Annotated in this window: 19 protein-coding genes and 1 pseudogene; 16 read left to right on the top strand and 4 right to left on the bottom strand. The window is 44.4% G+C overall.

The genetic code is table 11. The annotated features are described in order from the left end of the window. Nucleotide 1: 1 nt before the first annotated feature. Complete coding sequence (locus JOD82_RS02625; RefSeq protein WP_209947490.1) at nucleotides 2-988, top strand: Gfo/Idh/MocA family protein; 987 nt, start codon at nucleotides 2-4, stop codon at nucleotides 986-988. Between the two features lie 144 nt (nucleotides 989-1,132). Here JOD82_RS02625 and JOD82_RS02630 read toward each other — a convergent pair whose 3' ends face one another. Continuing rightward, on the bottom strand, nucleotides 1,133-3,367 hold the full coding sequence (locus JOD82_RS02630; RefSeq protein WP_069011834.1) for an alpha-galactosidase: 2,235 nt from the start codon (nucleotides 3,365-3,367) through the stop codon (nucleotides 1,133-1,135). A gap of 243 nt (nucleotides 3,368-3,610) precedes the next feature. Here JOD82_RS02630 and JOD82_RS02635 point away from each other — a divergent pair, with 243 nt between their 5' ends. The 11 genes and pseudogenes from JOD82_RS02635 (at nucleotide 3,611) to JOD82_RS02685 (ending at nucleotide 14,258) form a co-directional block, all read left to right on the top strand. After that, nucleotides 3,611-4,450 (top strand): AraC family transcriptional regulator, encoded by an 840-nt coding sequence (locus tag JOD82_RS02635; RefSeq protein ID WP_209947492.1) that lies wholly within the window; start codon nucleotides 3,611-3,613, stop codon nucleotides 4,448-4,450. Between the two features lie 136 nt (nucleotides 4,451-4,586). After that, nucleotides 4,587-5,444 carry a GRP family sugar transporter gene (locus JOD82_RS02640; RefSeq protein ID WP_209947494.1) on the top strand — a complete coding sequence of 286 codons (858 nt, stop codon included), beginning with the start codon at nucleotides 4,587-4,589 and terminating at the stop codon, nucleotides 5,442-5,444. Nucleotides 5,445-5,616: 172 nt separating this feature from the next. Further along, nucleotides 5,617-6,672: a LacI family DNA-binding transcriptional regulator gene (locus JOD82_RS02645; RefSeq protein ID WP_176715732.1), complete on the top strand. Its 1,056-nt coding sequence runs from the start codon at nucleotides 5,617-5,619 to the stop codon at nucleotides 6,670-6,672. A gap of 52 nt (nucleotides 6,673-6,724) precedes the next feature. Further along, nucleotides 6,725-7,897: a Gfo/Idh/MocA family protein gene (locus JOD82_RS02650; protein ID WP_039273095.1), complete on the top strand. Its 1,173-nt coding sequence runs from the start codon at nucleotides 6,725-6,727 to the stop codon at nucleotides 7,895-7,897. Nucleotides 7,898-7,933: 36 nt separating this feature from the next. Further along, nucleotides 7,934-8,662, top strand: coding sequence for a ThuA domain-containing protein (locus JOD82_RS02655; protein ID WP_029515175.1), 729 nt, complete (start codon nucleotides 7,934-7,936; stop codon nucleotides 8,660-8,662). 75 nt (nucleotides 8,663-8,737) lie between these two features. Then, nucleotides 8,738-9,844 (top strand): Gfo/Idh/MocA family protein, encoded by a 1,107-nt coding sequence (locus JOD82_RS02660; RefSeq protein ID WP_209947496.1) that lies wholly within the window; start codon nucleotides 8,738-8,740, stop codon nucleotides 9,842-9,844. 305 nt (nucleotides 9,845-10,149) lie between these two features. Next, nucleotides 10,150-11,187, top strand: a complete 1,038-nt coding sequence (locus tag JOD82_RS02665; protein WP_069011841.1) for an aldo/keto reductase — start codon at nucleotides 10,150-10,152, stop codon at nucleotides 11,185-11,187. Between the two features lie 101 nt (nucleotides 11,188-11,288). Further along, nucleotides 11,289-11,861, top strand: coding sequence for a TetR/AcrR family transcriptional regulator (locus tag JOD82_RS02670; protein WP_029515180.1), 573 nt, complete (start codon nucleotides 11,289-11,291; stop codon nucleotides 11,859-11,861). Nucleotides 11,862-12,173: 312 nt separating this feature from the next. Beyond that, the gene (locus tag JOD82_RS02675; protein WP_029515182.1) at nucleotides 12,174-12,926 is read left to right on the top strand and encodes an SDR family NAD(P)-dependent oxidoreductase; all 753 of its coding nucleotides are present in this window, start codon (nucleotides 12,174-12,176) and stop codon (nucleotides 12,924-12,926) included. Nucleotides 12,927-12,981: 55 nt separating this feature from the next. Beyond that, nucleotides 12,982-13,227 (top strand): annotated as a pseudogene (locus tag JOD82_RS02680) (oxidoreductase); the annotation flags it as partial. A gap of 179 nt (nucleotides 13,228-13,406) precedes the next feature. After that, on the top strand, nucleotides 13,407-14,258 hold the full coding sequence (locus JOD82_RS02685) for an NADP-dependent oxidoreductase (protein WP_209947498.1): 852 nt from the start codon (nucleotides 13,407-13,409) through the stop codon (nucleotides 14,256-14,258). 7 nt (nucleotides 14,259-14,265) lie between these two features. Here JOD82_RS02685 and JOD82_RS02690 read toward each other — a convergent pair whose 3' ends face one another. Beyond that, complete coding sequence (locus tag JOD82_RS02690) at nucleotides 14,266-15,873, bottom strand: mannitol dehydrogenase family protein (protein WP_029515186.1); 1,608 nt, start codon at nucleotides 15,871-15,873, stop codon at nucleotides 14,266-14,268. After that, the gene (uxuA, locus tag JOD82_RS02695) at nucleotides 15,874-16,950 is read right to left on the bottom strand and encodes a mannonate dehydratase (RefSeq protein ID WP_209947500.1); all 1,077 of its coding nucleotides are present in this window, start codon (nucleotides 16,948-16,950) and stop codon (nucleotides 15,874-15,876) included. Between the two features lie 158 nt (nucleotides 16,951-17,108). On the opposite strand from uxuA, the gene JOD82_RS02700 reads away from it, so the two are divergent. The 4 genes from JOD82_RS02700 (at nucleotide 17,109) to ppsA (ending at nucleotide 21,523) form a co-directional block, all read left to right on the top strand. Next, nucleotides 17,109-17,762, top strand: a complete 654-nt coding sequence (locus JOD82_RS02700; RefSeq protein WP_029515188.1) for a GntR family transcriptional regulator — start codon at nucleotides 17,109-17,111, stop codon at nucleotides 17,760-17,762. 50 nt (nucleotides 17,763-17,812) lie between these two features. Further along, nucleotides 17,813-18,022: a hypothetical protein gene (locus JOD82_RS02705; protein ID WP_029515189.1), complete on the top strand. Its 210-nt coding sequence runs from the start codon at nucleotides 17,813-17,815 to the stop codon at nucleotides 18,020-18,022. A 63-nt stretch (nucleotides 18,023-18,085) separates the two neighbouring features. Further along, on the top strand, nucleotides 18,086-18,457 hold the full coding sequence (locus tag JOD82_RS02710) for a hypothetical protein (RefSeq protein ID WP_209947502.1): 372 nt from the start codon (nucleotides 18,086-18,088) through the stop codon (nucleotides 18,455-18,457). 447 nt (nucleotides 18,458-18,904) lie between these two features. Further along, complete coding sequence (gene ppsA / locus JOD82_RS02715) at nucleotides 18,905-21,523, top strand: phosphoenolpyruvate synthase (protein ID WP_209947504.1); 2,619 nt, start codon at nucleotides 18,905-18,907, stop codon at nucleotides 21,521-21,523. Nucleotides 21,524-21,934: 411 nt separating this feature from the next. Here ppsA and JOD82_RS02720 read toward each other — a convergent pair whose 3' ends face one another. Then, nucleotides 21,935-24,097, bottom strand: a complete 2,163-nt coding sequence (locus JOD82_RS02720) for an amidase (protein WP_209947506.1) — start codon at nucleotides 24,095-24,097, stop codon at nucleotides 21,935-21,937. Nucleotides 24,098-24,802: the final 705 nt, after the last annotated feature.

Here is a 24,802-nt window from a genome sequence, read left to right on the forward strand (position 1 = left end):
AATGAAGTTAGGAATTGTCGGAGCAGGGATGATCGTAGGGGATCTATTAAGCTTTATTCAGGAAATCCCGACCATTTTACTAAAGGGCATTTGTTCTAGACCTAGCCACAAGGGGAAATTACTGGATTTACAAAGTAAATATGGAATATCTCAGATTTATTCGGATTACAGCGAGATGCTGATGAGTCGTGATGTGGATACAGTTTATATCGGGTTGCCTAATCATCTTCATTATTCATATGCGAAAGAGGCATTATTGAGTGGTAAACATGTCATCTGTGAGAAGCCGTTTACTTCCAATTTGCAAGAATTTCTAGAGCTAAAAGAAATTGCTCAGCAAAGAAAACTGGTATTGGTGGAAGCCATAACGAATCAATATTTGAAAAATTATTTGTCAATGAAGGAGTATATACCTAAGCTTGGTGAGATCAAAATAGTGGAATGCAACTATTCTCAATACTCATCTCGGTATGAAGCTTTCAAAGCGGGAATAATCCAGCCTGCGTTTAATCCGGAGATGTCTGGTGGAGCCTTGATGGATATTAATTTATATAATATTCATTTGGTTGTTGGATTTTTCGGGAGCCCGAAGAAAGTGCAGTATTGGGCGAACATGGAGCGTGGAATTGATACTTCAGGTATGCTGCTGCTTGATTACGGTGACTTCAAGTGTGTCTGCATAGGTTCAAAAGACAGTACGGCTCCCAATGCAGTGAACGTTCAAGGCAATAAGGGCTATATACACATGGCAAGTTCAGCAAATATATGCGACTGCTTTGATTACACTGCGAATAAGGAAACGCCAATCCGGGTAGATCAGAAAGATCATCCCCATCGAATGTATGACGAATTCGTTGAGTTTGACCGTATCATCGAGGAAAAAGATTTGGAAAAAGTCTCAGAAATGCTTGAACACAGCGAGAGGGTCATGAATGTCATTGAGAAAGCCAAGCAATCCGCCAATCTTGTATTTGGTCCTGATAAATAAAGAAGCAGCTCAATTACTGAGTTGCTTCTGATCCGTAATTCCCACACAGCGGACACTGCATAACGGATAACCACTTCTTCGTTTAATCCTTGATTTCTCTCTTCAGTCATGTCTTTGATATCATTACTTCAAGTCATAATCCAATCACGAGGAAGTCTCTTTAGTTAGAGTGAATAATTCAGATGAAAAATCATATTTCTCCGCAATATTAAAATCCTGGTCAGCCTTATAAGGCGGGGTGAGTATAAGTCCGATGTTCATTAACTCGCTGCCTGTAAAACGTCGGTCCAATTCTTCCACGAAATATACTGCCATTTCGTCCAGTCCGATGAGCTTTAGCCGTGAATAAGCTGCATTGGGGCGTGAGAGAACCTGGTACCAGCCGACGAGAGCATGCTCACGTTCTGCATCAATGGTCATCCATGCTGTTTCATTTTTTTCAAAGGGACTTAGCAGACGGTAAAAGGTTCCCTGTGTAATTAATCGTCGGTGACGTTTATATACTTGTATTTGTTTTTTAATTACATTGCACTCTTCTTCGGACAACGCCAATGGGTCAAGTTCATAACCGAATATACCAAAGTAGGCGACATTGGATCTAGTTTGCAGCGGTGCCGTTCTGCCTACCTGGTGGTTCGGGATGCTTGACACATGAGCACCCATACTGCTAAGCGGATAGGCCATGGAAGTGCCATACTGAATCTTCAGACGTTCTATAGCCTCGCTATCGTCGCTTGTCCATGCTTGCGGAGCGTAATAAAGCATCCCTGGATCAAACCGTCCCCCACCGGAAGCACAGGACTCAAACAAAATCTCAGGGTGTTCGGTAATCAGCTTCTCATATAAAGCATATACACCCAGGACATAGCGGTGAAAAAATTCGCCCTGTCTTTCCTTGCCCAGAGATAACGAATAGGCTTCTGAAATACAGCGATTCATATCCCATTTTACGTATTCGATCCGAGCAGAAGAGAGCACGTCATCCATTAACTTAAACAGGTAATCCACGACAGGCGGTTGGGAATAATCAAGAACATATTGATGACGTCCATGCTTGCGTTGACGGCCGGGTGTTCCCACAACCCAGTCTGGATGCTCCCTCATAATATGAGAGTCGGAGTTAACCATTTCCGGCTCGAACCAAAGACCGAATTTCATCCCGAGCTGATTGATCTTCTTTGCCAAATTCGAGATCCCGTTCGGTAGCTTTTCAGGATTTTCAAACCAGTCACCGAGGGAAGAGGTATCATTGTTTCTTCGACCGAACCATCCGTCATCCAAGACAAAGAGTTCAATCCCCAGTTCACCTGCTTTTTTTGCCATATCAACTATTTTCTGCTCAGTAAAATCAAAATAGGTCCCCTCCCAGTTATTGATCAATACAGGTCGTTCCCGCTCGGTCCAACTGCTGCGAATTAAGTGTTTATTGTACAGGCTATGGTATGCTTGGCTCATGCCATTTAAACCGCTCTCAGAATAGACCAGAACTGCTTCAGGCGAATAAAAACATTCTCCTGGCTTCAGGGTCCAGCAGAATTTGTCAGGATGAATGCCGATCATCAATCGGGTAGTTGAATAGCTGTCCACTTCCGCCTGGGCAAGAAAGTTCCCGCTGTAAACGAGATTAACCGCATATACTTCTCCTTGGTGTTCCTGTGATCCGGGTTTGGCAAGCGCCAGAAATGGATTGTGAACATGACTACTAATTCCTCGAGTGCTCCCAATCGACTGTAGCCCAGGTCTCAATGGTGTACGCTCCACATGACGTTCCCTGCCCCAAGCCCCTGATAAATGAATAATTTCATATTCGGCTTCAGGAAGATCAAGACTCAGGCTCATTAGACGGTTGACTCTCAGGGGATTATTCCCGGAATTCGTTATGGATACGGATCTCGTGATCACGGGCAGTTCGCTGAAGATGGTGTAAGCAAGCACGGCCACCGTTCCTGTAAGAGAATCGGTCAGCGTGATGAGGAGTGTCTCTGCTTCATGTGCTTCCTTACAAAACGTAGCTGGAAGATGAGGAATTTTAGGTTTTCCAGTGATTACCTCGTAATGGTCATAAGTGAACTCCATTATATGAGATCCGTCCTCCTGTATGATCTCAATTGCTGGCTCTCGAAAGTCTCCACTTCCCGCAGAAGGAAATTCCTGCTTAATACTTTCCAACGATGTCACCAAGTCACTATCAAACTCACCGACAGACACGGGACGATAGCTTCGCTCGATAAAGCGGTCATATTGACCAAGGTACTCTATTTTTTTGCCGTAATATAAATGCTCCAATTGCCCGTTCTCCATGACACGGAAAAGATAACTACAGTATTTGTTCGTTAAGTGAAATGTCCGTTCCTTTTGGTTAACTTGTAGACTAGCCATGTACATAGCCCCTTTCAAAATATGTCGAACCACTTGAAAGCGTTATTATTGAATCAGCATAACAAAGATAGTGATAGTAAATACATGACTTTTTTTAAGTTGGATATGGGAAAAACAAAGAACCTTACAAAAAAATATAGTTTAGAGCCAAATTTTTTCTGGACATTTGTCATCCTTAACTTATGCTATACTGTTAAATTAACAAGCATAGGTTCTTTATTTGGAAAAGTGAGGAGGATGCCAATGGGCCAGAATATGATTCAATATGTTGATACGTATACCAGTTCAGAGCATAAAAATATATCAGATTTGATTTTGTATAACTGTGGCACAGAGCTCTGCTTATCCAAACAGGATTTTGGACCCATCGCCCGCGATTTTAATCTGGTTCATTTTGTACTAAAAGGACGAGGTAGGCTGGTGATTGACAACAAAAATTACGATATAGGAGAAGGACAGGCTTTTTTAATTCCGGCCAATAGGGTAGCTTATTACCAGGCGGATGAAGCCGAGCCTTGGGAGTACAGTTGGGTCGGCTTTATGGGCATTAAATCCGACATCTACCTGCAGAACATATCACTTCCACACCAGAACCCTTATATAATTGATATCGAAGATATTACGTTCTTTCATTCCACGATTATTGAGATGTTGCGGATCGGAGATAACACGCTTTCTTCATCGCTGGCTATACAGGGGTATTTATTCCATATTCTTGCCAAACTTGTACACAATTTTGGGGAAACGATGTCGATAAAGGAACAGCTTCCTTATTCGGTGCAAGCGATAAACTTTATTGAGAAAAACTACATCAGTGGCATCCAGATTAGTGAAGTAGCGGAGTACCTTGGTCTACATCCGAATTATCTGACCTCCGTTTTCAAACTAGAAACTGGTGAAACGCCTAAACAATATCTGATAGTCCTCAGGATTAAAAAAGCGTGCGAATTGCTGCAGCATACAGACTATTCGATCCAGGTCATATCTAATTCGGTCGGCTATACCGATCAGTTGACCTTTTCGCGAGCTTTTAAAAATGTAATGAGCATATCACCCAGCGCGTATAGAAAAAAATTTCTTTGATTTTGCTATATAAATCTATAAAAATATTTGTATTTAGAAGCGGTTTTTTTTGCTATCGTAAAACTGTGGATTTTTTCCTGCATGGCATTTTAACGATTGTAGGAAGAGTACTTTTTACGGGAGGAGAATTTCGCGCGTGGATTTCATTATTGCTTTTATTCCAGCCCTTGGCTGGGGAGTTATGCCGATACTGGCGCATATTACAAAAGCCAGTCCCCGAGAACAGCTGACAGGTACCGTTATTGGTGCTGTGCTGTTTTCCCTGTGCTTGTACACCATTCATCCTACCTCATTAACACCGATTCATTTTGTGGTAAGTTTTATATCTGGTATTTTTTGGGCCGCTGGACAATTGCTCCAGTTTCAAGCTTTTCAAAAAGTAAGCGTATCGATCGCCATTCCTGTGATTTGTGGTCTGCAGTTGATAGGGACGACGCTATTTGCCGCACTTATTTTGGGTGAATGGATAACAGGGTACCAATATGCGATAGGCGTTGGTTCTCTTCTGTGTATATTGGTAGGAGTTCTGTTAACCAGCTATCAGGGCAAGTCTGCTGGATTGCCCAAGCCTTTGCCGGTACCCATTATCATAATGTTGGTTTGCTCGGGGTTAGCGTTAAGCAGTTATGTCGTGATTAATCAGTTTTTTCATATATCCGGGCTATCCGTCATTCTACCGCAATCGCTCGGTATGCTATGCTCAGCCATGGCCATGAATCTGAAGGGCAAAAAGCGGCTACGATTCTCTCTGGTGGTTCGCAATTTGTCGACAGGATTGGTTTGGAGCATTGCGAATCTAGCACTATTTATTTCCAATGGGCTGATCGGCATGGCGGCTAGTTTTCCGATCTCTCAAGCGAGCATTGCTATTGCCTGTGTTGGCAGCATTTTAATATTTAAGGAAAAGAAGAGTCCTCAGGAATGGATAGGTATACTTGCGGGAATTACAGTACTGATGATAGGAGTAGGAATGATCAGCATGCTCAAGCCTTAAAGAATCATTTTGTATCTTGTATATGATCAGGTGTTTTGACTGTTTGCCAGTAGGAACCACGAGACCACGTTCTTTTAGTAACGAAAAGAGCTTATCCATCTATGGGGTACGCTTTTTGGGATTGACAGAGGTAGGACTGCATGAGAAAATGTACGCGCGTACATAAAATGATTTGGAGGTGGGTAATATTGTTTCGCGCAAGGAAGTAGCCGAACTTTCCGGCGTGTCTGAAGCGACAGTATCCCGGGTCTTGAATGCGGTAGGTCCTATCAAAGAGGATACGCGAAGAAGGGTTCTGGACGCAGCCAATCAGCTTGGATATGTTCCCAGTGCGCTGGCCCGTAACTTTGCCCGAAGGAAGAGTGGCCATCTTGGTGTGGTTATGCCTTATGTCCCGAAGGCGCACTTGTTCTCAGCCTATTTTTTCTCTGAGATGCTGAGCGGTATCGGAAACAAGGCTAGAGACAGCGGACTTGATCTGCTTCTATTGTTCCGGAAGCCGGGGGAACGGATTGATTACAGTAGTCTTTTCCGTCAGCAAAGGATCGATACCTGTATCATCCTTGGAGCCAGGGATGACCACGATGAGGTGGAAGCTCTAAAGAGGCTTCAGGAAGAAGGACGTCCGTTCTGCGTCATGAATCACCATTTTGAAGGGCAATCGTTCTGTGAAGTGGATGCAGACCATGTAGAAGGCAGCCGGGCGGCTGTAAGTCACCTCATCGAGCAGGGATACAAGCGGATTGCCTTTCTCAACGGCCCGGATATCTATTCCAATAGTACTGAGCGAATGAAGGGTTATCGTACCGCGCTTCAGGACGCTGGGATTGAATATGACCACGAACTGCTTCTGGAAGGTAACTATAGCCGTCGGAGCGGACTCGAAGCCTCAGCTACAATCGCAGACCAATTGAATGATATTGATGCTGTATTTGCGGCGAACGACCGGATGGCTCTTGGGGTAATGCAGGGTCTCCGTGAGCGCGGACTGGCAGCTGACCGGTTTCCGGCGTTTGTAGGCTATGACGATTCGGATGCGGCTGAGATGGCTGTTCCGCCGCTAAGCAGTGTCCGCGTACCTTTTTATGAGATGGGGGAGCTTGCAGCCTCGAAGCTTATACCCGATTCTCAGCATCTCATTCCGGCTCTGGAACTAACCGGGTGCGACTCAATAAGAGAACTCCTATCCACAGAACTGATTATCAGGGCGTCATCCATTCGTCAATAACACCATTCGTCAAAAATTCGTTGAAACTCAGACCCATAAGGAGGATCACGACATGTCTAATCGTCTTCGTATCGGAATGGTTGGCTACAAATTTATGGGCAAGGCTCACAGCAACGCTTACCGAAGTCTACCCATGTTCTTCCCAGATGCCCCGCTGCAGCCAGAGATGTCCGTTATCTGTGGACGCAACGAGCAGGGGGTTCAGGCAGCTGCCCGCCAGTACGGCTGGACCGAAAGTGTTACGGATTGGCGTGATCTAGTGAAACGTAACGATATTGATCTCATTGATATTAACGCCCCGAGTAATGCCCATAAAGAAATTGTCGTGGAGGCTGCCCTCCATGGCAAGCATCTGTTCTGTGAGAAGCCGCTTGCGCTCTCGCTGGCGGATTCACGTGACATGCTGCAGGTAGCAGAGCAAGCAGGGGTCAGACATATGGTAGGCTTCAACTATCGCTTTTCACCGGCTGTCCAGCTGGCAAAGCAGCTAGTCGAGAGCGGTCGCCTAGGCAAAATTTATCATTTTCGTGCCTTCTTCCTTCAAGACTGGATCATGGACCCGTCCTTCCCGCTGGTATGGCGGCTGCAAAAAGACGTGGCCGGTTCTGGCTCTCATGGTGATCTTGGCGCCCATCTGATTGATCTCGCTCGCTTCTTGGTTGGCGAGTTCCATGAAGTGATCGGCATGAGCGAGACATTCATCCAGCAGCGCCCGTTAGCTTTGGAGATGAGCGGGTTGAGCTCCAAAAGAAACACTGAAGCAAATGCTCCAATGGGAGAAGTGACAGTCGATGATGCCACGCTGTTCCTGGCACGCTTCGCCGGAGGTGCGCTGGGCAGCTTCGAGGCCACACGTTTTGCTGCCGGACATCGGAGCACCAATTCATTCGAGATCAACGGTAGCCTAGGCAGTGTGCGGTTTGACTTTGAACGAATGAACGAACTGGAAGTGTATTTCACACAGGATGAGGAAGACGTTCAGGGCTTTCGCCGCGTACTCGCCACCGATCCGGCACACAAGTATTCTGAAGCTTGGTGGCCTGCAGGACATACGATTGGATTCGAGCATACCTTCACCCATGAGATGCTTGAGATGTTGAGTGCCATCTCTGAAGGAAGGCAACCGTCGCCGAACTTCCGTGACGGTGTTGCTTGTCAGGCTGTGCTTGAAGCGGTAGAACGATCCATAGAGGAACGCCGCTGGGTATCCATTGAAGAAATGTAGTATAACAATACATTCCGAAAGGTGAGTGGATTACAGATGCGCAAGGCACTGATTGTATGGGGCGGATGGAACGGACATGAGCCGGAGCAGGTGGCGGCCATTTTTGAACGCATTTTGAAGGAAGAGCAGTTCGAGGTGGAGGTGTCTAATACCCTTGAAGCCTACCAGGATGCAGAGAAACTGCTTGACCTGGACCTGATCGTTCCAATGTGGACCATGGGACAGATTGAGCAGGAACTGGTCGATAATGTCTCCGCTGCGGTTCAAAGCGGCGTAGGTCTCACAGGCTGCCATGGTGGCATGTGTGATGCCTTCCGGAACAATGTGGATTGGCAGTTTATGACAGGCGGGCAATGGGTTGCGCATCCCGGCAATGACGGCGTAGAGTACATGGTGAACATGAAGCGCGGCTCCAGCCCACTTCTAGACCATATTGAGGATTTTCAGGTCAAAAGCGAGCAGTATTACCTCCACGTAGACCCAGCAGTTGAAGTGCTGGCAACCACACGCTTTCCCATCGTACCAGGCCCCCATTCAGCTAATGGGCCAGTGGATATGCCCGTTGTATGGACGAAGCGCTGGGGGAACGGCCGCGTCTTCTACAATTCGCTGGGGCATCACGCAGATATCATAGATATGCCTCAAGTGACCGAGATGATGCGCAGCGGATTTCTGTGGGCAGCAGCAGGCAAACAGGCGGTGGCCACCCGGGGCAGCTCTCTCGCAGAGGCTTATACAGGCATGACAGACAACCAGCAACGCTAGGGTGAACAGGATGGTATCCGATGTAACAAAAGAATGCCATTATCCATTTTTTCTGAAGAAGAAGGGAGTCTAGGCATGAACAAAATGAAAGTAGGCATTATCGGGTGTGGTAAAATTAGCGGAATTTACATGGGAAATTGCCATCGTTTCGACATTCTGGAGCTGTACGCTGTAGCGGATCTGGACCAAGGTCGGGCAGAGGAGCAGGCGGTAGCGTTCAACGTTCCGCATGTATATTCGGTAGATGAGATTTTGGCTGATCCGGAGATCGAACTCATCATTAATTTGACCATTCCGGGCGTTCACGCCGACGTATGTCTCAGAGCTCTTGAGGCAGGCAAGCATGTCTATGTGGAGAAGCCACTTGCCGTCACCCGTGAGCAGGGTCAGGCTGTCTTGGATCTTGCTCATCAAAAGGGACTGCTTGTCGGCTGCGCACCAGAGACCTTCTTCGGTTCCGGTATACAGACATCATTGAAGCTGATTGAAGACGGAGTCATTGGGAGTCCGGTAGCCGCTACGGCTTTCATGATGAGCCGTGGACATGAACATTGGCATCCTGATCCTGAATTTTATTATGCAGTCGGCGGCGGTCCAATGTTTGATATGGGCCCTTATTATTTGACGGCTCTGGTGCAAATGCTGGGTCCGATTGCTGCCATTTCGGGCATGACAGGCAAGGCGATGGACCAGCGAACGATTACGAGCGAGAAAAAGAAAGGCCAGACTATCCCAGTCGATATTCCGACCCATGTGGCCGGGTTGCTGCGCTTTAAGCAGGGAGCTGTCGGTACGCTGATTACCAGCTTTGACATCTTTGGTGGAAGCACTCTGCCACCGATTGAGGTTTACGGTACTCATGGCACGCTGCAGGTGCCTGACCCGAACACGTTCGGAGGGCCAGTTCGCTATAGGCTGCTAGGCGAGCAAGAATGGACAGAGGTACCGCTGCTGCCAGGATACCAGGAGAATACACGGGGCATCGGTGTTGCCGATATGGCCTACGCTATCCGCAGCGGACGGCCTCACCGCGCTAGTGGAGAACTGGCCTACCATGTGCTGGAAGCGATGTGGGCGTTCCATGATTCTTCCGATCAGCAGACCTTTTATACGATGCAGAGCACATGTCAGCGCCCGGCGGCTTTACCGGAAAACCTGCCCTTGTATACGTTAGATGTGTAAAATAATGTAAATTTTACATCCCGCTTTGAATGTTCATTTCTATTAAAAAGAAGACTCCAGCTCCGTTTTGACCGGGGCTTGGAGTCTTCTTAGTTCATTTTCAGGAAGGATTTTAATTGCGGGTATAAAATCATTCTTTACCGGTCGTTCTAGATATGTTATATTGTTGGCGTGGGAGGAGTACACGGATAAGAAGCCAAAAGTTATGGGGAGTGGTGTGAGTGTGAGATCTTGCCGTGGAGCTCTTCTACGAATATTAGAATGATCATTCTTAATATAATAGATGGAGAAGGGATGGATTGAACATGGAATATCGTGTATTAGGAAATACAGGCCTTAAAATAAGCAGTTTTGTATTAGGTACAGGTACTTTTGGTTTTTGGGGCAACAATACGGAGAAAGAAGCTGCAGTCATGTTAGATGAGGCTTTGGCTGGAGGCATTAATCTGATCGATACAGCGGATGTCTATTCAAGTGGTCAATCCGAAGAAATTCTGGGTCAGATCCTAAAAGGACGCAGACAGGATGTTATACTGGCCACGAAAGGCGGAATGCCCATGGACAGTGGGCTTAATCAATCCGGTAACTCTAAATATTGGATTAAGCGTGCAGTAGAGGGAAGCTTGAGAAGGTTGCAAACGGACTATATCGATTTGTACCAACTACATCAGCCAGATATCCATACCGATATTGAAGAGAGTCTTGACGCACTTACGGACCTGGTTCGTGAAGGGAAGATTCGCTATATTGGTACATCCAATTTTCAGGCATGGCAAGTGACCGAAGCACAGTGGACTAGCGAACGTAAAAATACAGCACGCTTTGTATCCGAGCAAGCCCCATATTCCATTGTGAATCGGAGTATCGAATTCGATTTGCTTGCTGCAACTGCAAAATATGGAATGGGCGTAATGGTTTGGAGCCCACTTTCGGGTGGTCTACTAACGGGAAAATACCGCTCAGGAGAAGCGGTTGCCCCAGATTCAAGAGCAGCGAGTTCTCTAGGGAAACTTTCAACTGTTGTAGACCCAAATCGAGAAGAAAACCGAACCAAGTTCGAAGCCGTTGCTAAGCTCCAAACCCTTGCAAATGAAGCAGGATTAACTTTGCCTCATCTTGCCATGGCATTTACACAAGCTCATTCGTCAGTTACTTCTGCTATAGTGGGGGCAAGAACAATTGAGCAACTACGTGAAACGTTAAAAGGCAGTGACATTCGATTAAGCACTGATATTCTGGATGCGATAGATGCTATCGTTCCGCCAGGAGTAACCCTGGATGCCCTGGAAAAAGGATGGACGCCTGATTGGTTACAAGCAGACAAACGAAGAATCCTGGGTTAAATATATAAGACAGACCTCATAGCTGTAATGTATTCACATATTTTAAATCTAGTTTGCCGATCCTTCACTAAATTGTATAATGATTATTCGAGGTGATTACGATGGCAAGATCAAAAGAATTTGAAGTTAATGAAGTATTAGATAAAGCGATACACCTGTTTTGGGCACAAGGATATGAGAAAACTTCAATGCAAGATTTGGTTGAGTTTATGGGCATTCACCGAAGAAGTATCTATGATACCTTTGGGGATAAGCATGCCTTATTTATGAAAGCTCTCGAACGATATGAAACGAAGCAGACCAGCAAAATGAGGTTTCTGATTGAAAAACAAAAACCGATCAAAGAATCAATTCGGGAGTTGTTTGAGGCGACAGTAAGAAACGAAGGAGAACCTCTAGGGTGTTTTCTCGTGAATTCAGGTGTGGAACTCGGCGTGTTGGATCCTGAAGTTGCATCCTTAGTTGATGAAAGTTATTCGCGAACTGAGGAACTCTTGACTAACCTTGTTCTGAAGGGTCAACAATCGGGTGAATTCAAGGCTGACTTGGATCCTGTAGTTATTTCTCATTATTTAATGAATGCGTGGTTAGGGCTACGTACGTTGGTTAAGACAACAACGGATCAGCAAAAATTAAAGAATATTATTGATATGACACTGACCGCTTTAGATTAAAAGTGAAATTACAGCATGACAGGCAAAAGGAGTTACCTCAATGGAGGACTGTTTGTTTCCGTGATACAAGTTTTTTCTTGTCCCTCTAACATAAGAAAGAACTTGTATCTTACGCCTCAAACATGTCAAGGAATACCGCTCCAAAATTACAATTCTTAGCCACGAAAAAATTCTTTATTGTTCGTTCTAAAATTGATATGCTAATAGCAAGTCAGATCTAACTGTTTTTTTTACCCTAATAAGAATGGTCGTTCTAAAATCGTCTTTAAAACTTATTTACACTAATATGCATGTTATGAAGGAGAGAATATTATGAAGTATACAGTTATTACAGGAGCAAGCTCGGGGATTGGATATGAAACGTCATTGGCATTTGCGGCACGTGGCAAAAACCTAATCTTGGTAGCTAGAAGATTTGATAAATTAGAAGAACTCAAATCAGCAATTCACAATATTGACCCTAATGTAAATGTTATTGTTCATACAAGTGACCTGTCTGTTACAGATCAAGCCTACACACTATATAACGATTTAAAGGAATACCAAATTGAGACCTGGATAAACAATGCGGGACTCGGTGAATCTTCTTTTGTAGCAGAACAGAATTTAGATAAAGTTGAAACCATGTTACGTGTTAATATCGAAGCTTTGACCATCCTTTCTACACTATATGTACGAGATTATGCTGATGTAGAAGGAACTCAGTTAATTAACGTTTCATCTGGACTTGGATATGCCATTGCTGTTGGGAGTGTTACTTATTCTGCATCTAAGTATTACGTTAGTGCCTTCACAGAAGGACTTGCAAAAGAACTAGAAATAAAAGGTGCAAAACTAAAGGCAAAGGTTTTAGCACCAGCTATAACAGAAACGGAATTTGTGAAGAAATCATTAGATGCAGAAGATTTTGATTATAAAGCAAACATGCCTAAGTACCACACTGCCAAACAAATGGCGGGCTTCATGGTGGATCTTTATGACAGCAACGAAGGGGTAGGGATTGTAGACCAGAACTATAATTTCAATCTCAGAGGTCAAATATATCCGATCATTTCAGAATTTTAAATTCAATTTATAGATCTGTTGAGTTTATTGAAAGAGGAGAGTATCCAATGAAAAGTTGTGGAGTAAAACGAAGATTGGAAAAATGGAGCTGCCACATCGTTTAGCAATGGCACCAATGACACGTAGCAGATCGCAAGAAGATGGCACACCGGGAGAGCTAACATCTCTTTATTATGCTCAGCGTGCATCAATGGGACTCATTATTACGGAGGGTACACAACCTTCTGATGATGGTCAAGGGTACTTATGGACACCTGGGATTTATACGGATAAACATATTGAAGGATGGAAAAAGGTTACTTTGGTCTGGGGAGTAAAGGTTACACGGACTATCCGACGATACGAGAATTAGAATCGCAAGAGGGACTACAATAGCAAAAGAGTGGAACATGGCGTACAACCGTAAATTGTACGCCATGTTTTTAGCCAATAGTTCCATGGTTATGCTATCCCCAAATTAGCAAAGGAAGAGGATAAATCATGAGAGCAGCACAAATACAGAAATATTCAAAAAAAATCCAAGTGGAGTTAAATGATGTTGACATGCCACAGATCAACAACCATGAGGTGCTTGTCAAAGTAAAGGCAGCAGGTGTAAATCCACTGGATATCCTAAATTTGAATGGTAGTGTTCGGATGATTGCTGACTATAAGTTGCCATTAACTTTAGGGAATGAACTGTCTGGCGTTATTGAAGCTGCTGCTGTACCCCTTACTGCCTTGACTGCTTATCAAGCATTGCACGATGTACTCCATGTCCAGCCGAATAAAAAGCTATTCATTCCTGGAGGAACCGGAGGATTTGGCGCTATGGCAATCCCCATTGCCAAATCACTGGGGTTATTTGTTATTACAAGTGGAAGTGAAAGAGGCAGATCACGTATACTGTCGATCGGGGCTGATCAGTTCATAAATTATAAGGCAGAGAATTATGCTAACATACTGTCCGATATCGATTATGTGATCGACACCTTGGGTACTAAAGAGATCAAAGCTGAACTGGGTATTTTAAAACCACAAGGGAAATTGGTATCATTGAAAGCCGGACCTAATTATCGCTTTGCGGTTGACAATCGTTTTCCCCTGTGGAAAAAAGCATTATTTGGTCTGGTGGGTGCTCGCTTAGATTCTTTAGCGCGCAAGAATCAAAATGAATATCGTTTTTTATTTGTGCAAGCCAATGGAAGTCAATTACAAGAAATCACTAAACTTGTTGAAAAAGAAAATATAAAGCCCTCTATAGATTCAACTTATACGTTTGGTGACATTAACAAGGCGCTGATTAATGTGTCGACGGGCCACTCCCAGGGCAAAGTGATTGTGACCTTCTAAGTAAGTTCTAGTTCACATACTTCTCTATCGTACTTCGGACTGCTCCGGGACCTGCCAGCATTTCATGAAACATGGCTTCAATCTTGTCGCCCAGACCAATTTCATATAATCGGACACCGAACAGTTTGTCATCTTCGAGGAGGCAGCGAACCTTGGAGGTCTGATCGCCCAGCTTCGTATTTTTCAAATATCCCTGCAACGTATCCAGTAACGGGTCCGGACTGAGTGTGAAGGGTTCTCCTTGATCATCCACTCCCAGCAAATAGCGACACCAGATCGCAATGGTCAAGGGAATAGCAGTCAAGTTCGCAGGATCAAGTCCTACTGTGCCAACATAAGACTTTATGGTTTCACCAAAACGGATGCTCATCTTTTGAGAGGTATCTGTTGCAATCCGCTGTGGCGTATCCGGAATATAGGGATTGGCGAAGCGTTCCTGCAATACCTCGTCAATAAATGGTTTCGGTTGAATAATACCGGGATCAACTACAACAGGCAACCCTTCCTTGTAGCCGATAGTTTCCACCAGACGACGTAATGTGTGATCCTTCATTTCATCTGCAATAAGCTCATACCCAAGCAGACACCCAGCTAGCGCCAGCGCTGTATGCAGCGGATTGAGACAGGTAGTGACTTTCATCTTCTCCACTTTGTCCACTGTATCCCGATTCGTGAAAATGATACCAGCTTCCTCTAGTGCAGGTCTCCCGTTCGTAAACTTGTCTTCAATGACCAAATACTCGCTAACCTCAGCATTGACAAAGGGAGCCGTATACGTATGCCTGGAGGTAACGATTAACTCCATGTCGGCTAACCCCAGTTCCTGAAGAGCAGACTGTACTTGCAAGGAAGGGCGGGGGGTAATTTTGTCGATCATGGTCAGGGGGAAGGTTATTTTCTCCTCATTCTGCAGATAGTCTGCAAATCCTTCCTTTACCAGGCCTCTGCGAGTCCACTCCTTGGCGATGGCAATCATACTATCCTTTAACAGATCGCCGTTATGGGAGCAATTATCCATGCTCACAAAAGTCATTGGAAGTCGCCCCTTTAGATAACGCCGATAGGCAAGCGAAGTAGCTATGCTCATCACATGCGCTGGTTGTTCAGGGCCATTCATCAAATCCCTCTCTACAACAGCCAGATACTTGCCGTCGGGCCCGGTCAGAGCGTATCCTTTTTCCGTGACAGTAAAGCTGGCCATCTGCAGGGACGGATTCTCAAATATTTCAATCAGACGGAGGTAGTCGTCTGGACGATTCTGCTCTGCCGCGATTTCCTCAACGATGCTTGCGACCACGCTCTTGTGAAATCTTCCGTCTGCACTCATCAACACCAGTAAGGTTAAATTGTCGTAAGGCTTATAGGCTTTGTCGATCATTTCAAAATCAAAGGCTTCGGCTGCAATAATACCTGTATCCGCTTTCAAGTTATTCAGTAGTTGTTGCTGCGCATTGGCTATCAACCCTCGAAAAATATTGCCTGCTCCGAAATGCACCCATTGCGGTCGAAGTCGGGTGTTATGGGCTACAAGCTCCAGATCATATTTCGGCAATTCAATACCTGCTGCTTCCCAGGCCGCCTTATCTAAAAGGCCTTTCCGGTCAAGTTGGAGCATTTATTTCACTCCTTTGCCTTGAGAGAGACTATCCCAGACACCAAGCAAGTACATAACTCCCAGTGCACGGTCATACAAACCATAGCCTGGCCGACAATTCTTTTCTTCCCCCCATAGATGTCTGCCGTGATCTGGACGTACATATCCCTGATAGCCGTTCTCGTGATAAGCTCTAACTATTTCCGGTACATCGACGCTTCCGTCCTTCCCGCGATGTGACACTTCAATAAAGTCTCCATTCTCAAACACCTTGACATTACGAATATGCGCAAAATGAATACGATCATGAAACTCCCGAATCATGGCTGGTAAATCATTCTCAGGATTGCTTCCCAGTGAGCCTGTGCAGAAGGTTAGACCATTATATGGACTGCTCACTGCGTCTAGGATGCGCCGGATGGTCTCACGACTCCGGACAATTCTCGGCAATCCGAAGATGGGCCATGCTGGATCATCAGGATGAATGGCCATCTTGATGTCAGACTCCTCGCAGACCGGGATGATGCGCTCAAGAAAATACTTTAGGTTGTCAAACAACTTGTCTTCTGTGACATCCGCATAAGCAGCAAAAAGTTCATCCAGTCTCGCCAACCGTTCCGGTTCCCAGCCAGGCATGGTGAACTTCCCAGCTCCCTTGAGAATCCGATCCACCATTTGGCGGGGATCATCAGTAATGGCAGCCTTTTCATAAAAGAGGGCATTGGACCCGTCAGGCAGTTCCTTGTACAGCTCTGTTCTGGTCCAGTCAAAGACAGGCATAAAGTTATAGCAAATCACCTTAACTCCCACTTTGGCTAATTTTCGAATGGTGTCGATATAAATGTCAATATATTGATCGCGGGATGGTAGGCCGATTTTGATATCATCGTGGACATTTACACTTTCTACGACCGCCGAACTAAAGCCCTTGCTCGTAATCTGATCAGCTACCTCCTGAATTCGCTCCATTTCCCATACTTCACCAGCTACCTTATCATGTAAAGACCAGACAATGCCCATAACTCCAGGAATTTGCCGGATATGGTCCAGCGTAATATTGTCGTTGCCTTCTCCATACCATCTCCAGGTCATATTCATAACGATACCTCCCTGATTATATTCGTCTGTCTTGTATACAAGATTGAGTTGATCATAAATTATAGGGTTTGTTCTTGTCAATGATAATTATAAAGGGATTTATCACCTCAAAATGCTTTATAATAGTTCTAGATTTATAAAGTGAAGGTAGGAATGAAATGTTGACGAAAGAAGAAATCAAGCAGCTTTTGAAAAATGATATTTTGTCACTGACTTTAAAGCCGGGTACTCTACTGAGTGAGACGACTTTGTCAGAACGCTTCCAGCTGTCCAGAACTCCGCTACGCGATGTATTAAAGTGGCTTGCGCTCGAGTCCTACATTGATATTTATCCCAAGAAGGGGAACATTGTGTCCTATATTGATCTGGAGTCCGTTGAGCAAATTATTTACTTAAGAAGCGCATTGGAAAAGGAGATTATGAAGGAGCTTTCTTCGCAAATTACATTAAGCGATGTGCAGGAGCTGAGCGATATTCTGGACAGACAGAGAGCTGTGATCGAAGAAGATCATGCGACGGATCAATTTCTCAGTTTGGATGATCAGTTCCACCAAACCATGTTCCAATTGGTGGGGCGGGAGTTTCTTTGGCAGCTCATTCAGCAGTCAAATGTTCACTATATCAGATATCGCAAGCTGCATATGCTGGAAACAGGGAAGCTGATGGGCATCTGGCATGAGCACCAAGCTATGCTTGAATACATGCTGAATAAGGAAACAACCAAAATGGATGATCTGGTTCATCATCATCTTAGAGAGGATATCCATTCGCTCGATTTTCTTCGGAAGTTCGCTGATTATATCAAGAAATAAGGCGGCTAGCTTAAATTAACTTGTATGAATATTGAGGAAGTGGGGGAGTCATGGAGGCTGTTCTACGAGTTGGATATATCGGTGAAAGAGCGAGTAAGAAATGCGAGACTGCAGCAAAATTTATGGGCGGAAACGAGCTGGCCTTTGTCATTCCGTTTTTGCTCGTGAGTATTGTTATTTACCGTCAGGCGGTGGCCAAACTGGAGGAATTCTCACAGGAGTTTTCAGACTTGTATACATGTCAATTGAAAAAATACTGAAATATTTCTATGATTTAAGTGAAAAATGCCAGACCAATTCTAGATTATAAAGGGGGTAACCGTATGTGTAGATATGCAATATGCGGCCCATATAAAGATATCTTTGCCTGCTTTACCTGCAGGAAAGTATATAAGCAGACATCACGGTTTGAAATGCCGAAGGATGAATATGAACGGATTGTCCATGTCTGTCCGCAATGCCAGGCATCCATGCATGACATGGGTCATGATTTTCAGGCCCCGAAGCAAACGGATATCAAACAGTGGAAAAAGGTAGAGCTACTATATCAACAAGGATACACTTACCACTCCTGCGGCTGTGGTGGCCCCGGGTACAGACCCTCTCGGCTGCTAGAGGTGCCTGAATTTCTGGAAACACAGCGAACGTTTGAGAATAAGGGAGAGGCGCTGCTGTACCGGCTTTTGCAAAGCTAGAACAAACGTAAGTGAAAGTAAATTTAGCAAAGGGAACAAACGTATTTTGAAGCGTATCCAACAATTCGAAGAAGTCTACTCGTGGACAGGTTTTCTATCGGAATTTGTTTGATCGAGCAAAGCAGGTGTTGTAAGGTAGATCGATTTGGAATGAGATAATATTCTTGTCATGCAGCACCTGTCGGGTAATAAGAATTTCATCCCATTCATTGCTGCGAAATCGCGGCTTTTTTTATTTTAAGAAGTGATAGCGGAAATCAAAAAAGAACCTGGATAGTTTTATCAGGTTCTTTTATATTGCATAAATCAGACACGATGATATAATCAGATTATCTCTTATAAAGATGTAGTATACATAAATAACACATCTTACAATTAAATCTTACCATGCCGCTAAACTCTTGTCAAATGTTTTTTTCTCAATTTAATGGTTAGGAGAGATGTTGAATGAATTCACTGGTTCTCGATTTTCAAGAAATGGATAACACTCAGCTTTTGCTTGTTGGTGGAAAAGGGCTACACTTAGGGGCATTAACCAAAATGGAAGGAATACAAGTGCCAGAAGGGTTTTGTGTTACAACAGTGGGATATCAAAAAGCCATCGAACAAAACGAAATGATTCATGCTTTGTTGGATCGGCTAACTACGCTTAAAGTAGAAGATCGAGAACAAATTTATGAAATCAGCAAGAAGATTCGACAGGCCATTATGGAAGTAGCCATTCCTTCCGATGTTGTGAAAGCAGTTGCTCACTATCTCTCCCAGTTTGGCGATGAATATGCTTATGCCGTGCGTTCTAGTGCGACCGCTGAGGATTTGCCGCATGCTTCTTTTGCTGGTCAACAAGACACTTATTTAAATATTATCGGCAAAGAATCCATCTTGGAGCATATCCGCAAATGTTGGGCTTCTTTATTTACGGAACGCGCGGTAATTTATCGAATGCAGAATGGATTTGATCACAGCCAAGTTTATTTATCTGTTATCGTTCAAAGAATGGTGTTCCCACAGGCTTCAGGGATTTTATTTACCGCTGATCCCATCACTTGCAACCGAAAGCTGCTCTCTATCGATGCCAGTTTCGGACTTGGAGAAGCACTGGTCTCTGGCTTAGTCTCTGCCGATTGTTATCAAGTACAGGAAGGGGAAATCGTCGATAAGAGGATAGCAACCAAAAAATTGGCTATCTATGGACGAAGAGAAGGCGGAACAGAGACTCAACAAATCGATCTCGATCAGCAAAGGACTCAAACCCTTACAGAACAACAAATTTTACAACTGGCACGAATTGGAAGACAGATCGAAGAACACTTCGGCTGCCCCCAAGACATCGAATGGTGTTTGGCGGATGATACATTTTATATTGTCCAGAGCCGGCCGATCACCACTTTATATCCCATTCCTGAAGCAAATGACCAGGAGAATCACGTGTATGTATCTGTCGGTCATCAGCAAATGATGACTGATCCTATTAAACCACTGGGGATATCTGTTTGGATATTAACAGGTGCCACGCCCATGTTTAGAACTGGTGGCGGAAGGCTGTTTGTGGATATCACGATGGGCCTGGCTTCACCGGCTGGCAGGCAAAATTTATTGGATGTTCTAGGGCACTCCGATCCGCTCATAAAAGACGCGCTTATTACCATCATAGAGCGGGGAGATTTTATAAAATCGGACCCATATGACACAAGCGAACCGGGGCCCGTTAAAAGCCATAAGGGTATGTCGTCTGCGGATATTCTGGAAGAAGCAGGAAAAGACCCGGAAATTGTTGCTGTTTTGATTAAGAGTAGTGAGACATCGTTATCAGCATTAAAACATAATATCCAAACGAAATCAGGATTGGATGTATTTGATTGTATCCTGGAAGATATGCAGCAACGGAGGCAGCGAGCGTCAGAACTGAAAAATTTGAATGTGATTATGGCCGCCATGCATGCTTCAGCATGGATCAATGAAAAAATGAATGAATGGTTAGGTGAAAAAAACGTAGCAGACACACTTTCCCTATCTGTACCTAACAACGTCACTTCGGAAATGGGTATGGAGCTACTGGATGTTGCAGATGTGATTCGTCCCTATCCGGAAATAATTGAGTATTTACAACAGGTAAAGGATGATAACTTTTTGGATGAACTGGTTCAATTCGAAGGTGGGCAGCAGGTGCGTGATGCTATTGCTGTTTATCTCGACAAATATGGAATGCGATGTGCCGGGGAGATCGATATTACAAGAACACGCTGGAGTGAAAAACCAAGTACACTGGTACCTATGATCCTCAGTAACATCAAAAACCTTGATCCTGGCGCCAGTAAACGAAAGTTTGAGCAAGGGCGACAGGAAGCTTTGAACAAAGAACAGGACTTATTAGCCCGATTGAAACAATTACCGGGTGGTGAACAAAAAGCCGAAGAGACAAAACAAATGATCGACCTGATCCGGAACTTCATCGGTTATCGTGAATATCCGAAATACGACATTGTTAGTCGCTACTTTATTTATAAACAGGCTTTACTAAAGGAAGCGGAACGACTCGTACAAGCCAACGTTCTTCATGAAAAAGAAGATATTTACTATCTCGCTTTTGAAGAATTGCAGGAAACCATACGCACAAATAAACTGGATTACCAGGTCATCGACAAACGAAAAGATGAGTACAGATTATATGAAAAACTAACTCCGCCACGTGTTATCACGTCTGATGGCGAAATCATTACGGGTCAGTACAAACGAGAAAATATCCCTGCCGAAGCTATTGTAGGCCTCGCTGTTTCTTCGGGTATTGTAGAGGGGCGGGCACGTGTGATCCTGAATATAGAAGGGGCTGATCTGGAAGATGGCGATATACTAGTCACCGCCTTTACCGATCCTAGCTGGACTCCATTGTTTTTATCCATAAAAGGCTTGGTTACGGAGGTGGGTGGACTGATGACCCATGGAGCCGTTATCGCACGTGAATATGGCTTGCCAGCCGTTGTCGGAGTGGAGAATGCGACCAAACTGATAAAAGATGGGCAACGAATTCGCGTGCATGGAACCGAAGGGTATATCGAAATATTGTAATGGCTGAATACGCTAAGTAATAGCCTCTGTCATAATGGACGGTATTAAATGCAACCTGTCATGGATAAAAGGGCGATTATCCTGTCGTCCTTTTATCCATGACACAAAGTACCCCCCCAAAATATCAACTGATTTTAATTTTTGGGGAGAATAATTTAAGAACTTATTTATTTGATGATCGAAAAAACACATTATTTAATGTGTAATAATAATCAGGAGCCTTTAGGAGTTATCAATGGTTTCCCTTGCTGCGATCAACACAATGATTTATACATAGCTGATCCGATCTAAATCTCTTGTGCTGCTGTGTGATTATTTATGATCATCTAATTTATGCGTGCATGCAGAGGAAGACACACCGAAGTGTTTTTATTCAACAAAATCCAAAAGTGATTTCTATGATGTCCTACGTTATTGGGGTAAAGTGACAGACTTGACTTGAGCAGAGGTATTTCCGTAAATATCTTTAGCCAGCACGAGAATATGCAGCGTATCGCCCTGAGAGGCACCATCCTGTTTATATTTAGTAGTTGGAAGCGTTGCTGACCAATTGGTTTTATCTTCTGTAATAACGACACGAATGCCATTGACATAAACTTTAAGCTGTGCGATATCGCTTTGATCTGTGACTGAACCTTCCAAAGCGAGAACATCATCCGTGATTGAAGCATACAACTTAAGTTCAGGGGTTCCTGTTTCCTTGCGTTTAGAGGGTGGGAGAGAAGTTTGCGGGTTATAGGAAAAGGTTTCATCCTCAAGCGCTGGCGTGCGTGCTGCAATAGGACGGTTTTTGGTAGCCTGCTCATAGGAATAAGCGTAACGAAGCAGGTCGTTATCGCTGTATGCGGCACCTGCCATTGTCAGATTAACGGGCATTCCGGTATCCTTCATAGCGCCCATACTCACAGACACACTTGGGATCCCGTACTCGCGTAGAATAAAATTCGTATTGGAGAAATAGTTGCCATTCTCCCAAGCCTCCTCATAGGATGTTTCATTCACATCGGAGTCAGCTTTACCGATATTCGAATTTGCCGGGAATACAATAAAATCAAGGTTGTTTTGCTTCATCCAATTTTCAAAATCAATCTTTCGTACATTTTCAAGCCCCCGTAGTCCTTCTTGAAACTGAGGAATTTGTTCGTAAGGGGTGACGCCTTTCTTTATGGTTTCAATAAATATGTCATAGTGGCCAAGATCTCTGCCACGTTTGGCATCTACCGAACCGGGTGGATTCGGGAAGACGGTTGCAGGGTCTATATTAGCCCATGACGGGAAATTCGGATCGTCCACACTTTTAAGGAATTCCTCAGCTGCATAGGGATTAAGCAGCCCGAATTCCTTTTCAGCCCACTTTGCCGGCATTAAACCACGTTCTTCAGGTGTTTTCGCTGTTGCCCGGTCCTTCTCGCTGTTGGCCTGCAAGGGGAAGTCAACTTCCACAACCTCAGCTCCAAGAGCAGTTAAATCCTTTACAGCTTTTTCCCATAATGCCTGTATCGAAGGTCTGAATTTGATCGGAGTTGAGGTTTCATGGTCCTTACCGATATAGATTTTCGGAACGCCAATGCGTTTGCCTTGCAAAGCTTGAATGTCTCGTAGCTCTAAATAGGACTTGGGACGGACACTGTTGACAGAAGGGAGCCGAACGGCTTTCTGTTCTCGCCAGAAATCACCCTTGGTAATCTTATCTTCTACAACGATCACGTCAAGCAAGCGGAGCATGTCCTCGATAGTCCTCGTATGTGGCACAACGACATCCCGTATAGGGAAGAGCGGCCAATTCCCCCGAATGGAGATTAGCCCTCGCGATGGCGTGTAGGCAATTAAACCATTGTTCGATGCTGGTGATCTTCCAGAGGATACCGTTTCTTCCCCCATGCCGAAGGCAGCGAGGTTGGCGGCTGTTGATACACCAGATCCGTTTGAGGAGCCGGAGTACCAGGCTGCAGCCAAATAATTTGGATTGTACGGACTTTCAGCACGGCCATAAACACCTCTTTGCATTCCCCCTGCTGCCATTGGCGGCATGTTGGTTTTACCAATGAGCACCCCACCAGATTTACGTATCTTCTCTACTGTAAAGGCATCGTCCTTTGACATCAGGTTTTTGAAAGCTGGAGATCCAGAAGCGACAGTAAGTCCCTTAACCTTGTAACTGTCTTTAACCGTGTAGGGGATGCCTTGCAGAGGCCCGGTTTTAATACCTTGCGCCCTAAGTTGATCAGCCTGAGCAGCTTCTTTTAGTACGTCGGGGTTCAGAACGGGGATGGAATTTAGTCGAATGCCACTAGAATCATAGGCATATACCCGGTTAAGGTACAGGGCGGTGAGCTCGACACTTGACAGTGCTCCTGACTTCATCGCTTCCTGCATTTGAGCAATCGTAGCCTCTTGCAATTGAAATGTGACTAGAGAGGAGGCGGGGTCACTAGTTTTACTAGAGGATGAGGGTGAAGGAGCGGCGGATGCAAGCGGGCATCCCGTGAAAGTTAAAATCATACCAACTGCAATCCATTTGCAATAGTTGCTGACTACATTCCTTGTATTCGCTTTTAGCGTTCGTGCGCACATAGCATTTCACTCCTTAAAATTAGGTAGTATCAGGAATTTAAAAAGAGGGGGATGAGAAAGGCACTTTTATAGCATAAATGTTTCTAATTATACTACTTATTTTCATGCAGAATGTCAATTTTTGTAATGCGCAATACAAGGAAATTCGCTACTTTTAAGTGTGAAATCTAGTAATCCATGATTCAGATTGTTGCATCATCGCTGATTCAAGTTTTGAAATGAAAACGACACCGTTTTGGTGCCGTTTTTTCGCGGGAGGAGGCAATAGAGGCTTAATTCTTACGTTTTAATTTATGACTTGATTCCTTTTTAACAGCTCCCATAATTGATCAGCCACATCATTTGGCGATTGAGGCATGTTATTCAGAATCCACGATTGCTTCAGAAACAAGTAAGGTTGAACGTTTGGTATAGGAATAGGTTAAAAACCGATTGGACATAATTAAATGTGTTGGTGAACGGTTCTGGAAGGAAATATATGCGTACATATCATGACATTTTAATTCCTGCACCAATGAATAAAGAAGTAATTTTAGTAGGTAACTTTGTGTCAATGTACAACAGAAGTCCACATTATCTATATGTACATATGTACAAAATACGGGTTTTGTGAACATGTATAAAGAAAACCGTATAACAGCTTGGCTTTAGCTTGGCTTTAGCGTGTTGTTGTACATTTGTACATTGACACAAAGTTCCTTACTT

The sequence above is a fragment of the Paenibacillus sp. 1182 genome (assembly GCF_017833915.1).
GTDB lineage: Bacteria > Bacillota > Bacilli > Paenibacillales > Paenibacillaceae > Paenibacillus > Paenibacillus polymyxa_D.

Bases quoted from the DNA above. Each gene is read 5' to 3' on its own strand.
- JOD82_RS02625 (WP_209947490.1), top strand. From the start codon at position 2: ATGAAGTTAGGAATTGTCGGAGCAGGGATGATCGTAGGGGATCTATTA.
- JOD82_RS02630 (WP_069011834.1), bottom strand. From the start codon at position 3,367: ATGGCTAGTCTACAAGTTAACCAAAAGGAACGGACATTTCACTTAACG.
- JOD82_RS02635 (WP_209947492.1), top strand. From the start codon at position 3,611: ATGGGCCAGAATATGATTCAATATGTTGATACGTATACCAGTTCAGAG.
- JOD82_RS02650 (WP_039273095.1), top strand. From the start codon at position 6,725: ATGTCTAATCGTCTTCGTATCGGAATGGTTGGCTACAAATTTATGGGC.
- JOD82_RS02655 (WP_029515175.1), top strand. From the start codon at position 7,934: ATGCGCAAGGCACTGATTGTATGGGGCGGATGGAACGGACATGAGCCG.
- JOD82_RS02660 (WP_209947496.1), top strand. From the start codon at position 8,738: ATGAACAAAATGAAAGTAGGCATTATCGGGTGTGGTAAAATTAGCGGA.
- JOD82_RS02665 (WP_069011841.1), top strand. From the start codon at position 10,150: ATGGAATATCGTGTATTAGGAAATACAGGCCTTAAAATAAGCAGTTTT.
- JOD82_RS02670 (WP_029515180.1), top strand. From the start codon at position 11,289: ATGGCAAGATCAAAAGAATTTGAAGTTAATGAAGTATTAGATAAAGCG.
- JOD82_RS02675 (WP_029515182.1), top strand. From the start codon at position 12,174: ATGAAGTATACAGTTATTACAGGAGCAAGCTCGGGGATTGGATATGAA.
- JOD82_RS02685 (WP_209947498.1), top strand. From the start codon at position 13,407: ATGAGAGCAGCACAAATACAGAAATATTCAAAAAAAATCCAAGTGGAG.
- JOD82_RS02690 (WP_029515186.1), bottom strand. From the start codon at position 15,873: ATGCTCCAACTTGACCGGAAAGGCCTTTTAGATAAGGCGGCCTGGGAA.
- uxuA (WP_209947500.1), bottom strand. From the start codon at position 16,950: ATGAATATGACCTGGAGATGGTATGGAGAAGGCAACGACAATATTACG.
- JOD82_RS02700 (WP_029515188.1), top strand. From the start codon at position 17,109: ATGTTGACGAAAGAAGAAATCAAGCAGCTTTTGAAAAATGATATTTTG.
- JOD82_RS02705 (WP_029515189.1), top strand. From the start codon at position 17,813: ATGGAGGCTGTTCTACGAGTTGGATATATCGGTGAAAGAGCGAGTAAG.
- JOD82_RS02710 (WP_209947502.1), top strand. From the start codon at position 18,086: ATGTGTAGATATGCAATATGCGGCCCATATAAAGATATCTTTGCCTGC.
- ppsA (WP_209947504.1), top strand. From the start codon at position 18,905: ATGAATTCACTGGTTCTCGATTTTCAAGAAATGGATAACACTCAGCTT.
- JOD82_RS02720 (WP_209947506.1), bottom strand. From the start codon at position 24,097: ATGTGCGCACGAACGCTAAAAGCGAATACAAGGAATGTAGTCAGCAAC.